Raw genomic sequence first — 15,145 nt, forward strand, 5'->3', positions numbered from 1 at the left:
GTCGGGCAGGGTTCGCGCGGTGGCGGAGCGTGTCAGAGCGAGTCGAGGACCTCGTTTTCGAGGGTGTCAAGGTCGGTCGCTGTGGTCTCCGACGGAGCGATGGTGATGGGCATTGGCGGACTCCGTTGAAAAGGTGGGCTTGTGCTGACTGCGCAGCAAGTGTCATAGGTGTCGCAACTGTCAGAGGTGTGCGTCAAGCGGTGGGGACGACCGGCTGCCGCAGGATGGTGCGCAGCTTCTCCGGGGCCGCCCGGCGCGGGTCGCCCAGGTAGATCTCGTGGTGCTTGCCACTCGGGCGCAGCCCGTTCTCCGGAAGGAAGCGGTGGTGCAGCTCCTCGAGGACGGCGGCCTCGTCGTCGTACGGGCCCACGTGCAGGACCTGCACGCACGTGCCCTCGGCGAGCGGCTCGAGGCGGACCGCGCCGAGCGAGGCCGGCGCGTCCTTCGCCCCGACGCGTTCGACGGCGGCGCGGAACTCCGCGGGCCCAAGCCAGTCCGGGACCATCAGCATCATCGTCCAGTCCCAGCGCGACTTGTCCCGCGCGGACGTGAAGGCCGCCAGGTCCTCGGCCCACCACAGCCCCTCGAGCGGCGGCACGACGTAGTACCGGCCGAGCTCCTGCTTCGAGGCGAACTTGAGCTTGTAGGCCACCGGATAGAGCGCCTTGAGCGCCTCCTCGTAGGCGGGTGCCGTGTTCGGGTCCCCGTGCCCGTCGACCATGAGGTACTGCAGGGCGGGCACGTCGAGGATCCGGAAGGCGCCCGTCGCACGGTAGGAGTCGAGGGTCTTCCTGAAGTCGCACTTCCCGGCCATGCGGGCCCTCAGGCGCTCCGGCGCGGCGCCCGGCCGGCGGCCTCGATGGCGCCGGGGGAGAGGGCGTGGTCCGTGGCCAGGGCAGCGGCCCCGAGGACGCCTGCGCGCGCCCCTGCGGTCGAGGTGACGATCCGCAGGTGCTTGGTGGCGAGCGGCAGGGAGCGGGTGTAGACGACCTCGCGGATCCCGGCGAGCAGGTGCTCGCCCGCCTGGGACACCGAGCCTCCGACGACGATGACGGACGGGTTGATCAGGCTCACGCAGCTCGCCAGGACGCTGCCGAGGTGCCGGCCCGCCTCGCGGACCAGCCGGACGGTCTCGAGGTCGCCGTCGCGCAGCCGCTGGGCGATGACCTTGGACGCCTTGTGCTCCGGTCCGCCCGCCGCGCTGTCCACGTCGACGCCGAGCCGCCGGGCCAGCGCCGGGCCGCTCGCGACCGCCTCCAGACAGCCTTCGTTGCCGCACGCGCACGGGGTGTCCGGCCCGCCCGGGACCCGGACGTGGCCGAGGTCCCCGGCCGTGCCCTGCGCGCCGCGCTGGAGCCGACCGCCGGCGATGATGCCCGCGCCGATGCCCGTGGCGACCTTGACGAACATCAGCTCGTCCACGTCCTGCCAGGCCGTCTTGCGCTCGCCGAGCGCCATGATGTTCACGTCGTTGTCCACGAGGACGGGGACGTCGAAGTCGCGCTGCAGTCGGCCCGGGACGTCGAATCCGTCCCATCCGGGCATGATCGGCGGGCTCACGGGGCGCCCCGTCTCGAACTCCACGGGGCCGGGCAGGCCGATGCCGATCGCGGCGAGGTCGGACGCCGGCCGGCCGGCGTCGGCGAGCAGGCCGGTCACGGCGCCGGAGAGCCAGGCGAGGACCTCCTCGGGGCCGCGGTCGATCGGCAGCGACTCGCGCACCTCGGCGACGATCGTCCCGCCGAGGTCGGCGAGCGCCACGAGGGCGTGGGTGGCGCCGAGGTCGGCACCGACGACGACGCGGGCCTGCGGGTTCAGGGCGAACAACGACGGCGGACGGCCGCCCGTCGAGCTCGCCCCGCCGAAGGGCGCGACGTAGCCGAGCGAGAGGAGCGTGTCGACGCGGGAGGCGACGGTGGAGCGGGCCATGCCGGTGAGCTGGGCCAGCTCGGCCCGCGTGCGCGGGCGGCCGTCGCGGAGCAGCTGCAGGAACTCGCCGGCACGGGCGAGGTCGGCCTCGGCGGCCTCGGCCGAGGCGCCGGATGCGCTGGTGGTCATGGTCCTGCTCCTCTCGTCGGGCCCGTGTCCGTGCGTTCCGCGGCGCGTGCTCCGCGCCGTGGTGACAGAAGCATGGCAGCCGCGGAGGCTCCGTGCACGCTCTTGCCGCGTGTTGCCCCCGATGCGTCTTTCTTTTGATCATCAAACACCTTTTGCTTGACGATCGTCAAAAGTGGTCTTAGAGTCACTGTGACGACAGTCACTCCCTCCGTCTCGCAAGGAGCCATCATGACCGAACCGCACGCGGCAGCATCCGCGACCGCCACCACCGATTCCGGGGCCGCCGGCCTGGAGCTCTCCGTCCAGCTCTACAGCGTCCGTGACGCCGTTGCCGAGGACCTGCAGGGCACCGTCGCCCGCCTCGCCCGGATCGGCTTCGCCAACGTCGAGCCCTACAACTTCGTCGCGCTGGCCGACGAGCTGCGCGCCGCCCTGGACGCTACGGGCCTCAAGGCGCCGTCCGGCCACGCGCCCCTGCTCCGCGAGGACCAGGAGGAGATCTTCGCAGCCGCCGTGAAGCTCGGCATCGGCACCGTGATCGACCCCTACCTCCCGGCCGAGCACTGGGAGACCGAGGAACAGGTCGCCGAGACGGCGGCGAAGCTCAACGCCGCGGCCCGCGCCGGGGCGGCCCACGGGATCCGCGTCGGCTACCACAACCACGAGTGGGAGATCTCCTCGCGCTTCAACGGCACCACCGCGCTCGAGCTGCTCGCCTCGCAATTGGATCCGGAGGTGGTTCTCGAGGTCGACACCTACTGGGTCGCCGTCGGCGGCGAGGATCCGGCCGCGCTCCTGGACCGGCTCGGCGACCGCGTCAGGCTCGTGCACCTCAAGGACGGCCCCATCAGCCGCGACACCGCGGCCCAGCAGCCCGCCGGGCAGGGCGCCATGCCCGTCGACGCGGTCGTCGCCGCGGCCGTCCGCAACGGCGTCGAGACCGGCGTCGTCGAGTTCGATTCCTACACGGGGGACCTCTTCGAGGCCCTCGCGGCATCGCTCGCCTACCTCTCGGCCGGAGCCGCCCGATGAACGCGCAGGACACCGCGGCGTCGGCTCCGGCCGCGGCGCCCGCCACGCAGCGCACGGGTCCGGTCGGGGTCGGCATCATCGGCGCCGGCGTGATCAGCACCCAGTACCTGGACAACCTCACGACCTTCGCCGACGTCGTCGTCCACGCAATCGGCGACCTCTTCCCCGAGGCCGCGAAGGCGCGCGCCGAGCAGTACGGGATCGCCGTCCACGGCACCCCGGAGGACGTCCTGTCCCACCCGGAGGTGGAGATCGTCGTCAACCTGACCATTCCCGCCGCGCACGTACCCGTGGCCCAGTCCGCGGTCCGCGCCGGAAAGCACGTGTGGAGCGAGAAGCCGTTCTCCCTCGACCGCGCCTCCGGCCGGGAGCTGCTCGCGGAGGCGGAGGCCGCGGGGCTCCTGCTCGGCTGCGCCCCAGACACCTTCCTCGGCGCCGGCCTGCAGTCCGCCCGCCGGGCGATCGAGGCCGGGGTGATCGGCGCGCCCTTGACCGCCCTGACGCTCTTCCACGTGCCCGGCCCCGAAGCCTGGCACCCGAGCCCGGAGTTCCTCTTCCAGGCCGGCGCCGGCCCGCTGCTGGACATGGGCCCCTACTACCTCACCGCCCTGATCCAGACTTTCGGCTCGATCCGCAGGGTCGCCGCGATGGGCACCCGTTCCCGCGACCAGCGCACGATCGCCACGGGCCCCAAGGCCGGCACCGCCTTCGACGTCACGGTGCCCACCCACGTGGGCGCCCTCATCGAATTCGAGTCCGGCCAGCAGGCGCAGTCGATCTTCAGCTTCCAGTCCGAGCTCAAGCGCATGGGCTGGATCGAGATGTCCGGCACGGAAGGGACGCTGTCCCTTCCGGATCCCAACATGTTCGACGGCGAACTGCGGCTCATGCGCGCCGGCGCGGACGAGTGGGAGGTGCTCGAGCTCGAGGGCTCGACGGCCGGACGGGGCCAGGGCGTGCTGGACATGGCCCGGGCGATCCGCGCCGGACGCGCACACCGCGCCCAGGGCGCGCTCGCCTTCCACGTGGTCGACGCCCTCCTGGCGATCGAGCAGTCCGCCGCCACCGGCGAGTTCGTCGCCGTCGAATCCTCGGCGCCCGTGGTCCCGGCCCTCCCGGCCGAGTGGGACCCCGCCGCCGCGACCCTCTGACCTTCCGCCCCACCGGGCACCCCGGGCTCCGCGCCGCCGCGGCGGCCTCCGCACGATCGAACCAACCCACAGGAGAACACCATGAAGCACACCTTCCGCCTCGGCGCCGCCGCCGCCGCGGCCTCCGTCCTCGTCCTGGGCCTCGCGGCCTGCGGTTCCTCCGGGGGTGGCGGCGACGCCGGCTCCCAGGAGATCACCTACTGGGCCACCAACCAGGGCCAGTCGCTCGACCACGACCGCGAGGTGCTCAGCGAGTCCCTCGAGCGCTTCACCGAGGAGACCGGCATCAAGGTCAACCTCGAGGTGATCCCCTGGACGGACATGTATAACCGGATCCTCACCGCCGTCACCTCCGGCGACGGCCCCGACGTGCTGAACATCGGCAACACCTGGGCGGTGACGCTCCAGGAGACCGGGGCGTTCGAGCCGGTGGAGGGCGAGTTCCTCGAGGCGATCGGCGGGCAGGACCGCTTTATGTCCGCCGCATGGGCCACCGCCGGAGCAGAGGGCAAGGCGCCGACCTCCGTCCCGCTCTACAGCCAGGCGTACTCGCTCTACTACAACACGGAGCTCTTCGAGGAGGCCGGGATCGACGCCCCGCCCGCGACGTGGGACGAGTTCGTGGAGACCGCCAAGAAGCTCACGAAGGACACGGACGGCGACGGCAAGATCGACCAGTGGGGCATCTCCACGGAGGCCGGCGCGGTCACCAACGGCGCCCACCACTCCTTCATCCGCGGCAAGCAGCACGGCGGCGCGATGTTCGACGCCGACGGCCAGCCGACCTTCAACACCGACGCCCAGATCGACGGCGTCGCCGAGTGGGTCGACCTCATGGGAACGCACAAGGTCATGAGCCCCTCCGACGCGGAGATGACCAACGGCGCCGACGCCGTGGCCAACCTCATCGATGGCCGCGCGGCCATGGTCTTCAACCAGAATCCGGTGAAGAACTTCACGGCCCGCGACTTCGAGGACTGGGGCGTCGCCCCGATGCCGCTCGTCGATGGGAACGCCACGGGCGACCGCGCCGTCATGAGCTTCGCCGCCGGCTCCAACGTCTCCGTGTTCAAGAACTCGGACAGCAAGGACGCCGCCTACCAGCTCGTCGCCCACCTGACCGACACCGAGGAACAGGTCTACCTCAACGACGCCTACACCTCGCTGCCCACGGTCGCCGACGCCTACGACGCCGAGGAGTTCCAGAACGAGTCCGCCAAGCTCAAGGAGAAGACCCTCGCGGACCACGCGCAGCCCATGCCGCTCGTGGCACAGGAGGGCCAGATGGAGACCCTCGTGGGCACCGCGGTGAAGAACCTCTTCGCCCAGGCGGCCACGGGGACGGTGACGCGCGCCGACGTCGAGCGCGCCCTCACCGACGCCCAGAACCAGATGACGGCCGCGCAGTAGGGACCGCGGCCATGGCACCGAAGAACACCGTGCCGGGAACCATCCCGGCACCCGCGGACGCGGACGGCGTGGGCCTGGCCCCGGCGTCGTCCGCCTCCGGGCCGGCCGCGGAGGCCCTGCGCCCCGCGGCCGGCGGGGGCGGCACCCACACCGCGCCCGGAACCGGCACCCCGGACGACGCCGGATCCCCCGCCCCGCGCGGGAGGGCCCGGAAGGCGCCCGACGCGCAGGCGATCCGTCGCAGGACCCCGCGCGGCAAGGCCGAGTCCCGGCTCGCCTACTACCTCGTCACGCCGGCCGGTCTCATGGAGCTGCTGATCCACATCATCCCCATGGCGCTCGGCATCTGGATCGCGTTCACCGCGCTGAACCAGCTGAACCTGACGAACTGGCTCAACGCCCCGTTCGTGGGGCTGCAGAACTTCGTCAACGGGCTCAACCCCGAGTCCACGATCGGCCAGTCGTTCTTCTCCGCGCTCGGCCGCACCGCGGTCTACACCGTCATCGTGGTCGGCGGGTCCTGGATCCTGGGCATGGCCGGCGCCGTGTTCCTCTCCTCCAAGGTCCGCGGCCGCACCTTCCTGCGCACCCTGTTCCTCGTGCCCTACGCCCTGCCGACCTACGTCGGCACGATCGCCTGGGCCTTTATGTTCAACCAGCGCGACGGCGCCGTGAACCAGCTCCTCGTGGACGTGTTCGGGCTCTTCGGCGGCGAGCGGCCGTTCTGGCTCCTCGGCGAGAACTCCCTCACCGCCATGATCGTCGTGAACATCTGGACCCTGTGGCCGTTCGCGTTCCTCATGCTGCTCGCCGCCCTGCAGAACGTGCCGGGGGACGTCTACGAGGCGGCGTCGCTCGACGGCGCGAGCCTGTGGAGCCAGTTCATGCACATCACGCTGCCCATGGTGCGTCCCGCCAACGGCGTCCTGGTGCTCGTGATGGGGCTGTGGACCTTCAACCAGTTCAACATCCCGTTCGTGCTCTTCGGCCCCTCGTCCCCGGCGGAGGCCATGCTGGTCACGCCGCTCATCTACCAGAACTCGTTCGGGTCCTGGAACTTCGGCCTCGGCGGCGCGATGAGCGTCCTGCTGCTGCTGGCCATGCTCGTCGCGACCGCGTTCTACGTGCGCCTGGTCCTGCCCAAGGGAGCCCAGCATGATTGAGACCAAGCAGTTCAAGATCATCCGCGCGATCGTCCTGACGCTGTTGACGGTGTGGGTCGTGGTGCCGCTGTACGTGGTGTTCTCCACGTCCGTGAAGCCGCTCTCCGACGTCTCCGGGGTCTTCCGCTGGATCCCCGAGCGGATCACCCTCGAGCCGTACCTGGACATCTGGCAGACAGTGCCGCTCGGCCGCTACTTCGTCAACTCGCTCATCATCACGTGCACCGCCACCGTGTGCTCCGTGGTCATCGCGATCCTCGCGGCCTACGCCATCTCTCGGCTGGACTTCCGCGGCAAGCGGGCCTTCAGCCTGACCGTGCTGTCCACGCAGATGCTGCCCGGCATCCTGTTCCTGCTGCCGCTGTTCCTGATCTTCACGCAGATCCGCAACGTCACCGGCATCCAGCTCCAAGGCAGCCTCGGCGGGCTCATCCTGACGTACCTGACCTTCACGCTGCCGTTCGCGATCTGGATGCTCACGGGCTACTTCGCCTCCATCCCGCAGGCGCTCGAGGAGGCCGCGATGATCGACGGCACGAGCCGGCTCGGCGCGCTGTTCCGCGTGGTGCTGCCGGTCGCGAAGCCCGGCATCGTGGCGGTGGCCGTCTACTCGTTCATCGCGGCGTGGGGCGAGGTCCTCTTCGCCTCGGTGCTCGCGAACGAATCCACCAAGACCCTGGCGCTGGGCCTGCGGGCCTACGCCTCCGAGACCGACGTCTTCTGGAACCAGCTGATGGCCGCCTCCGTGGTGGTGTCCCTGCCCGTGCTGATCGGCTTCATGCTGGTCCAGAAGCACCTGGTCGCCGGCCTGTCCGCCGGCGCCGTGAAATAGAAGGAGTCCCCATGACCGAGTTGAGGGTGGCCACGATCGGCTACGCCTTTATGGGCCGCGCGCATTCGAACGCGTGGCGGAACGTGGGCGCGTACTTCGACGTCCCCGACGTGCAGCAAGCCGTCCTCGTGGGCCGGGACCCCGCGGCGACCAAGGAGGCCGCGCGCCGTCACGGCTGGGCCGACACGGCCACGGACTGGCGGGACGTCGTGGGCCGGGACGACATCGACGTGATCGACATCTGCGCCCCGGGCTGGCTTCACGCCGAGATCGCCATCGCGGCGCTGCAGGCCGGCCAGCACGTGCTGGTGGAGAAGCCGCTGTCCAACACGCTCGCCGAGGCCCGGGCCATGGTGGACGCCGCCGCTGCCGCGCCCGGCCAGGTCGCGATGGTGGGCTTCACCTACCGCCGCGTCCCCGCCCTGGCTTACGCCCGCCGGCTCATCGCCGAGGGCCGGCTGGGCACGGTGCGCCAGGTGCGCGCCTCCTACCTGCAGGACTGGCTCGCCGACGCCGCGGCGCCCATGACGTGGCGGCTGCGCAAGGACACGGCCGGCTCCGGCGCGCTGGGGGACATCGCCTCCCACGCCGTGGACCAGGTCCAGTACCTCACGGGGCAGAAGGTGACGACGGCGTCGGGCACCCTGCGCACGTTCGTCACCGAGCGCCCGGGGCCGGACGGCACCGAGCCCGTCACGGTGGACGACGCCGCCTGGGCCACCCTGGGGCTCGACGGCGGGGCCGTCGCCTCCGTCGAGGTGTCCCGCGTGGCGCTGGGCCGCAAGAACGCGCTGACCATCGAGGTCTACGGCAGCGCCGGCGCCCTCGCGTTCGACCTCGAACGGCCCAACGAGCTGCGCTTCCTCGACGGGAGCGATCCGGCCTCGGAGTCCGGATTCCGCCGGGTCGTCGTCACCGAACCGGAGCACCCCTATCTCGACGCGTGGTGGCCCCAGGGCCATGTGCTGGGATGGGAGCACGCGTTCACCCACCAGGCCGCCGACTTCCTGGGCGCGGTCGCGTCCGGAACCCAGGCATCGCCGTCGTTCGCCGAGGGGCTCGCCGTGCAGGAGGTGCTGGACGCGATCGAGTCCAGCGCGGCCCGCGGCGGGGCCCCGTTGAGGATTGGAGAGTAGGAATGGCACGGAACTTCACCCTGTTCACGGGGCAATGGGCGGACCTGCCGCTCGAGGAGGTCGCGCGGCTCGCGGCCGGCTGGGGCTACGACGGGCTGGAGATCGCGGTCTCCGGCGAGCACCTGGACGCCTGGCGCTGGGACGACGACGCGTACATCGCCGAACGGCTCGGGATCCTGGACAAGTACGGGCTCAAGGTCTGGGCGATCTCCAACCACCTCAAGGGCCAGGCCGTGTGTGACGACCCGATCGACTTCCGCCACCAGGGGATCGTGGGGGAGAGGGTGTGGGGCGACGGCGATCCCGAGGGCGTGCGGCAGCGGGCGGCCGAGGAGCTCAAGCACACCGCGCGGCTCGCGAAGAAGCTCGGCGTGGACACCGTCGTCGGGTTCACGGGGTCCTCGATCTGGCAGTACGTGGCCATGTTCCCGCCCGTGCCCGGCGAGGTGATCGACGCCGGATACCAGGACTTCGCCGACCGCTGGAACCCGATCCTCGACGTCTTCGACGAGTGCGGCGTGCGCTTCGCCCACGAGGTGCATCCGTCCGAGATCGCGTACGACTACTGGTCCACGCAGCGCACGCTCGAGGCGATCGGGCACCGGGAGGCGTTCGGGCTGAACTGGGATCCGAGCCACATGATGTGGCAGGGGATCGACCCCGTGGCCTTCATCTCCGACTTCGCCGAGCGGATCTACCACGTGGACTGCAAGGACACCCGGATGCGGATGGGTGGGGGCCGCAACGGCATCCTCTCCTCCCATCTGGCCTGGGGCGATCCGCGGCGCGGTTGGGACTTCGTCTCCGCCGGGCGCGGGGACGTTCCGTGGGAGGACGCGTTCCGCGCGCTCGCCGCGATCGGTTACGACGGCCCCATCTCGATCGAGTGGGAGGACGCCGGCATGGACCGCCTGCACGGGGCGCCGGAGGCGCTCGCGGCGCTGAGGAAGCTGGACTTCCCGGCGTCGGAGACCTCCTTCGACGCCGCGTTCAAGCAGTAGCGGCGGATCCGCGCGGCACGGATCAGGCAGCACGACGGCGGGGCGGCACCTTCGGGGGCCGCCCCGCCGTCGTCCCCGGTCCGTCTCGCTTCCGGACGGCGGCGGCTAGCGGCGGGCGTCGCCCTGCTCGCTTGGCTCCCGCCAAGCAAAGGTGTCGGGAGAATAGAGGCCGTACGATCCGGACGTGGCGCTGGCGAAGACGATCTTGTCCCGCGACTTGCGAATGCTCTCCTCGGTGATCTGCCGGGCCGTTGCCGGGTCGCCGGTCTTGACGGCCTCGATGAGGTCCGTATGCCGATGGCGCGGGGGCAGCGGGCCCCCTTCGGCGGCCCGGACGGACAGGAACCAGTGCATCTGGTCCTGTAGCTCCGAGATCACCTTGGTCATCCGGGGCAGCCCGGCGATCTGGGCGATGCCCACATGGATCCGCGTATGCAGGTCGAAGTCCGGCCGTGTTTCATTGCTGCTCTGGAACTGCTCGTCGAGCTCCTTGAGCTGCTCGATCTGTGCCGGTGTGGCGCGGGTCGCGGCCAGCTCGCTGGCCGCCGGCTCCAAGAGCTCGCGGAGGAAGTACACCTGCTGGATGTCCGCCATGGTGATCCGGTTCACGAGCGTTCCGCGCTGCGGCAGGATGCGGATGAACCCCTCCGCGGAGAGCCGGTTCAGGGCCTGGCGCACGGGGGTCTTGCTCGTGCCCAGCTCCACGGCCAGCGCCGCTTCGTCGACAAACGAGTCCGGCAGCATGTCCGCATCGAGGATACGGCTCTTGGCCACGCCGTAGGCGCGGTCGACAAGCGATCCCTTCTTGTCTCGGATCATGGCGTCAGCCTACCAAGCACCACATCGGAATCCTACTGAAGTTTTAGTTTAATTTTCTCTTGACACCACTGGAATCCTCGGCTGAACTATTGCCCACATCACATCGAGCGAAGCGAACAGAGGTGATCACCGAATGACCGTCTTCGTCTTCGGCGACCAACAAGCGGCCAGCGCGGCCGGGTACATCGCCGCCGCGTCGGGACGGGCCGTCCAGCTGGGATTCCAGCCGACGGACCGCATCCGCGCCGTCAGTTACGACGGACTGCTGACGGAAGTGGACATCGACGCCCGCCCGCTGGACGGGGCCGGGATCGAGGCCGCGGTCCTGGTGGCGGAGTCCCGGAAGCTGAAGCAGCACATCGAGCCGCAGCGGCACCAGTTGGCGGGCGTTCCGCTGTTGCTGGCTCCGGGTGGATTCGGCGGCGTGCTGCGGGTCCTGGAGTGGTTCCGGGAGTGGGGCCTGGAGCCTCCCCGCGTGGCCGAGGCCACGGGATTCCCGGTGTCCGGCACCGTCAGCGAAGGTGTGCTGACGCCGCACACCATCAAGCGGCGCCTCCCCATGGCGGCGGAGACGGCCGGGGAAACCCGAGTGCTCCACGCGCAGTTCGTCCGGCTGCTACCGGAGCTCGTCCCCTCGGAGTTGGTCACCACCTCCCTGTCGAACACCAACCACATGATCCACCCCGGGGTCGTTCTCCTGAACGCGGCCCGCATCCAGAACGCCGAGCCGTTCTCCTTCTACCGCAACGGCATCTCGCCGGCCGTCGGCGCCCTGATCGAGGCCGTCGATGCCGAGCGGCTCGAGATCGTCCGCCGCTTGGGCGCGGAGGAACTCGGCGTCCGCGACTGGCTCGTCCGCTTCTACGGCCAGGAGGGCATGGCCGGCGACGGCATCATCGATTGCCTGCAGACCTTCGCCAACTTCGAACGCGTCCCGTCGCCGCCCAGCCTGGACTACCGCTACGTGGCCGACGACGTCCCGTTCGGCGTCGCACAATGGGGTGAGCTTGCCCGCGGGCTGGGGATCACCACGCCCCATCTGGACGGACTGCTGACCCTCCTCCGTTCCCTCGACATCGACCATGGCCTGGACGCCGACGTCCCGGCCGCCCGCCTCTTCCAGCAGTTCCTCCACACCAGCCAAGGAGCCATCAAGTGAACAACACCGTCCGCCGCGACCTCGACACACTGGAATCCCTCAAGACGAGGATGGTCAACGGGCAGCTCGGACGCCGTGGCTTCCTCGCCGGCGCCATGGGACTGTCCGCCACCGCCCTCCTCAGCGCCTGCGCCGGGGGAACGACCTCCCCCTCCGGCGCCTCGGGCTCGGGGTCCAAGGTCATCCCGCTCTACACCGTGGAGAACGACCCCGCGACCCTGGCCTTCTACAACATGGTGATCGCAAACTTCAAGAAGGACCACCCGGACATGGACGTGAAGGTCACCGTCTACGCCGATGCGAACCAGCTGCAGTACCTGACGACGGCCTTCCAGAACAACGTCGACGTCGGGATCTTCTCCCCGGCCGTCAGCTCCTTTCCGGACTTTGCTCGGGCCGGCCATCTCGCCGAGCTGGACGACCTCGTCCAGGAGATCGGCGAGGACGACTTCCTGCCGGGAACCCGCATCCTGGTGGACGGGCACGACGTGGCCATGCCCCTGCAGTCCAACTCCTCGCTCGTGTACTACCGCAAGGACCTGCTCGAGTCGGCCGGGCTCTCCGTGCCGAAGACCTTCGAGGAGTACCGCAACGCCGTCGAGGCGCTCCACGGCCAGAACGGCATCAACGGCATCGCCATGGCCGTCGGCCCGACGCCGCAGCTGCCCCTGCAGTTCTTCGCGCCCTACCTCTACCAGTCCGGCCACGACTACTTCGATCGGGACGGCCAGCTGACGTTCAACCATCCCGACGTCCTGGGCGCAGTCGAGAAGTTCGCCTCGCTCATGAAGTTCGCTCCCCAGTCCATGTACAACGCGGCCTTCGGCGACATCGTCTCCGCCTACTCCGCGGGGCAAGCGGCGTTCGCGACGTTCCCGGGCCGACTCGGCGCCGTCCTGGCCGAACGGGACCCGAAGCTTGCCGAGAACACCGGCGTCATGCGGATTCCGGCGGGCGACTTCATGACCGGCGAGCTGCACTTCGGCTCGAGCCAGCAGTACGCGCTCTACTCCAAGACGGGCAACCCGGAGATGGCCAAGGAGTTCCTCAAGCGCCTGACGACGGGGGACGACGCCGTGGCCTTCGCCAAGACCGTGCCGGGCCACTTGCTGCCGCCCCTCAAGAGCGTCCTGGCCAAGTTCGAGGAGGAGGTGCGCAATCCCCAGGACGAGTTCTTCACCAAGCACGGCGATTGGGTCCAGACGTTCATGGACTGCGCGCCGAACGCCATGACGGCCTCGGTGAGCATGGGGGCCGTGGTCGACGGCGCGTTCGAACGCAAGATCACCAACCTGTGTCCCTTCTCCTCGGAGATCTGGCCCTCCCCGGCCTTCGATGGCGTGATGTTCCAGCAGATCCTCTTGGAGAACCGCAGTCCCGAGGACGCATGGAAGGACGCCTGCGGCAAGATGCAGGAAGTCGCGGACCGATTCCACGAAGCCAATCCCGGCTGGTCGCCGGAAGTCATCTAGGCAGGCGGACACCAGAATGCGCACGCGAACCAGAGGACGGATCTCATGGCAACAGCCGTAGCGGGCAGCGCGCCCGCATCACCGGGCCGGGGTGGCCCCCGAGGAACGAACCGGCGCCTCAAGCCCCTCCGGGCGCTCCAGTACGCGGCACTCGTCCTGGTGGTCCTGACCGCCGTCGTGCCCATGTACTGGATCATCGTGAACTCGATCCGGCCGGATTCCGAGATCGCGGCCTACCCGCCGACCTTCTTCCCCAGCGAGTTCACGCTCAAGCACTTCACCGACCTCTTCGAGATCTACGGCTTCCAGCAGTACCTGGTCAACAGCATGCTGGTGTCGACGGTCGCGACCGTGGTGGCCCTGGTCTTCGGCATCATGGCGGCCTACGCGATGAGCCGCTTCCGGTTCCGGGCCGTGCGGGCCGTCGGAGAGCTGTCGCTCCTGGCCTACCTGCTGCCTGGCATCCTGGTCCTCGTGCCGATCACGCAGATCCTCTTCGGCAACGGGCTGGGCGACAACCGGGCCGCGCTCGCCGTGCTCTACGCGGCGACGCTGCTGCCCTTCGCCCTCTGGATCCTGCGCTCCTACTTCAGCGGCCTCGGCATCGACACAGAAGAAGCAGCCATGATCGACGGTTGCACCCGCTTCGGGGCCTTCCTGCGCGTCGTGCTGCCCCAGGCGCTTCCCGGAATCGCCTCCACTGCCATCTTCACGTTCAACGCGGCGTGGAGCGAGTACTTGTTCGCCTCCACGCTCATGACCAGCAACGAGAAACTCCCCGCCAACCCTGCCGTGTTCCTCCTCATGGGACACATGGGCACCGAGTCCTGGGGCCTGCTGATGGCGGCCGCGCTGACCATCATCCTGCCCGTCCTGGTGCTGTTCTTCATGGCCCAGCGGTGGCTGGTGGCCGGGCTGTCCGAGGGAGCAGTGAAGGGATGACCGCCATGACCGTCAAAGACGCCTCCGGGCGCAGCCGGGCAACCCGCCCGGCCGGCACCTCTGGATCCGAACCCCGGCGTAAGCGCTATCTCAGCGATCGCGGACTCGCCTATCTCCTCGTGGCCCCCGCGCTCCTGCTGATCCTGGTCTTCGCCGTCTACCCGTTCGGCGTCGCCGTCCTCAACAGCTTCAACGACGTCGACATCAATACCGGAGCCAGGACGCCTTCCGGGCTGGATAACTACGTCGCGCTCTTCACGGACGCCTCCGTGCGCGACGCGTTCTTCCGTAGCGTGAACTGGACCGTGTCCAACATGGTGCTCCAGGTCGTCCTCGGCGTCGCCGTGGCCATGCTGCTCAACCTCAATCTGAAGGGCCAGCGCCTGGCCCGCGTCCTGGTCTTGATCCCCTACATGGTCCCGGCCATCGTCGCCGCGCTGGTGTTCCGTTTTATGTTCAACGACGTCACGGGCGTGGTGAACTATGGACTGCAGACCCTCGGGCTGATCGACAAGCCGCTGAACTGGCTGTCCGATCCCGCCATGATGATGCCGACGCTCGTGCTCGTGAACGTCTGGAAGTACGCGCCGTTCTTCGTCATCATCGTCCTCGCCCGGCTGCAGAGCATTCCCAGGGACCTCTACGAGGCCGTGGCGATCGACGGCGGGGGATGGTGGCACCGCTTCACCGCGGTCACGCTGCCCTCGATCGTTCCGGTGGTGTTGGCGGGCATGCTCCTGCGCACCATCTGGACCGCGTACGACTTCGACGTGCCGTTCCTGCTCTCCAACGGCGGCGGCCCCTCGGGCTCGGCGATCACCGTGCCCCTGGCCATCCGCGCCCTGGCTTTCGAGCAGCAGCAGCTCGGGCAGGCCTCTGCCCTCGCGGTCTGCACCGCCATCCTGCTCACCGGGGCGGCCTACTTCTACCTGCGCGGTTACCGCAAGAGCGAAAGGTCCACGGACTGACC

General features: G+C 69.5%; 14 protein-coding genes. 11 read left to right on the forward strand and 3 right to left on the reverse strand.

Features of this window, described 5'->3' with window-relative positions; genetic code table 11:
* Nucleotides 1–193: 193 nt before the first annotated feature.
* Complete coding sequence (locus AC0QR5_RS00075; RefSeq protein WP_329863684.1) at nt 194–814, reverse strand: GyrI-like domain-containing protein; 621 nt, start codon at nt 812–814, stop codon at nt 194–196.
* Between the two features lie 8 nt (nt 815–822).
* Nucleotides 823–2,058: an ROK family transcriptional regulator gene (locus tag AC0QR5_RS00080; RefSeq protein WP_430970766.1), complete on the reverse strand. Its 1,236-nt coding sequence runs from the start codon at nt 2,056–2,058 to the stop codon at nt 823–825.
* A gap of 288 nt (nt 2,059–2,346) precedes the next feature.
* On the opposite strand from AC0QR5_RS00080, the gene AC0QR5_RS00085 reads away from it, so the two are divergent.
* From AC0QR5_RS00085 to AC0QR5_RS00115, 7 genes are all read left to right on the forward strand, one after another.
* Nucleotides 2,347–3,090, forward strand: coding sequence for a sugar phosphate isomerase/epimerase family protein (locus AC0QR5_RS00085; RefSeq protein ID WP_329863715.1), 744 nt, complete (start codon nt 2,347–2,349; stop codon nt 3,088–3,090).
* The gene (locus tag AC0QR5_RS00090; RefSeq protein WP_329863688.1) at nt 3,087–4,241 is read left to right on the forward strand and encodes a Gfo/Idh/MocA family protein; all 1,155 of its coding nucleotides are present in this window, start codon (nt 3,087–3,089) and stop codon (nt 4,239–4,241) included. The genes AC0QR5_RS00085 and AC0QR5_RS00090 overlap by 4 nt, the downstream gene beginning before the upstream one ends.
* An 81-nt stretch (nt 4,242–4,322) precedes the next feature.
* Nucleotides 4,323–5,651, forward strand: coding sequence for an extracellular solute-binding protein (locus AC0QR5_RS00095; protein WP_329863690.1), 1,329 nt, complete (start codon nt 4,323–4,325; stop codon nt 5,649–5,651).
* Nucleotides 5,652–5,662: 11 nt separating this feature from the next.
* The gene (locus AC0QR5_RS00100) at nt 5,663–6,814 is read left to right on the forward strand and encodes a carbohydrate ABC transporter permease (RefSeq protein ID WP_329863692.1); all 1,152 of its coding nucleotides are present in this window, start codon (nt 5,663–5,665) and stop codon (nt 6,812–6,814) included.
* Nucleotides 6,807–7,646 carry a carbohydrate ABC transporter permease gene (locus tag AC0QR5_RS00105; protein WP_329863694.1) on the forward strand — a complete coding sequence of 280 codons (840 nt, stop codon included), beginning with the start codon at nt 6,807–6,809 and terminating at the stop codon, nt 7,644–7,646. Before AC0QR5_RS00100 ends, AC0QR5_RS00105 begins: the two co-directional genes overlap by 8 nt.
* An 11-nt stretch (nt 7,647–7,657) precedes the next feature.
* Nucleotides 7,658–8,782, forward strand: a complete 1,125-nt coding sequence (locus tag AC0QR5_RS00110; protein ID WP_329863696.1) for a Gfo/Idh/MocA family protein — start codon at nt 7,658–7,660, stop codon at nt 8,780–8,782.
* A 2-nt stretch (nt 8,783–8,784) separates the two neighbouring features.
* A complete protein-coding gene (locus AC0QR5_RS00115) occupies nt 8,785–9,783 on the forward strand; it encodes a sugar phosphate isomerase/epimerase family protein (protein ID WP_329863698.1) in 999 nt (332 codons plus the stop codon).
* A 105-nt stretch (nt 9,784–9,888) separates the two neighbouring features.
* Here AC0QR5_RS00115 and AC0QR5_RS00120 read toward each other — a convergent pair whose 3' ends face one another.
* Entirely contained in the window at nt 9,889–10,602 is a 714-nt protein-coding gene (locus tag AC0QR5_RS00120) for a GntR family transcriptional regulator (protein WP_329863699.1), read from the reverse strand.
* Between the two features lie 133 nt (nt 10,603–10,735).
* On the opposite strand from AC0QR5_RS00120, the gene AC0QR5_RS00125 reads away from it, so the two are divergent.
* The 4 genes from AC0QR5_RS00125 to AC0QR5_RS00140 are packed head-to-tail and all read left to right on the forward strand — an operon-like array spanning nt 10,736 to nt 15,143.
* Entirely contained in the window at nt 10,736–11,761 is a 1,026-nt protein-coding gene (locus AC0QR5_RS00125; protein ID WP_329863701.1) for an NAD/NADP octopine/nopaline dehydrogenase family protein, read from the forward strand.
* Nucleotides 11,758–13,233: an ABC transporter substrate-binding protein gene (locus tag AC0QR5_RS00130; RefSeq protein WP_329863703.1), complete on the forward strand. Its 1,476-nt coding sequence runs from the start codon at nt 11,758–11,760 to the stop codon at nt 13,231–13,233. The genes AC0QR5_RS00125 and AC0QR5_RS00130 overlap by 4 nt, the downstream gene beginning before the upstream one ends.
* Before the next feature lie 45 nt (nt 13,234–13,278).
* Nucleotides 13,279–14,175 carry a carbohydrate ABC transporter permease gene (locus tag AC0QR5_RS00135; protein ID WP_329863705.1) on the forward strand — a complete coding sequence of 299 codons (897 nt, stop codon included), beginning with the start codon at nt 13,279–13,281 and terminating at the stop codon, nt 14,173–14,175.
* Nucleotides 14,176–14,180: 5 nt separating this feature from the next.
* Entirely contained in the window at nt 14,181–15,143 is a 963-nt protein-coding gene (locus AC0QR5_RS00140) for a carbohydrate ABC transporter permease (protein WP_329863708.1), read from the forward strand.
* The last annotated feature ends 2 nt before the right edge of the window (nt 15,144–15,145 follow it).

The sequence above is a fragment of the Arthrobacter sp. J156 genome (assembly GCF_056172865.1).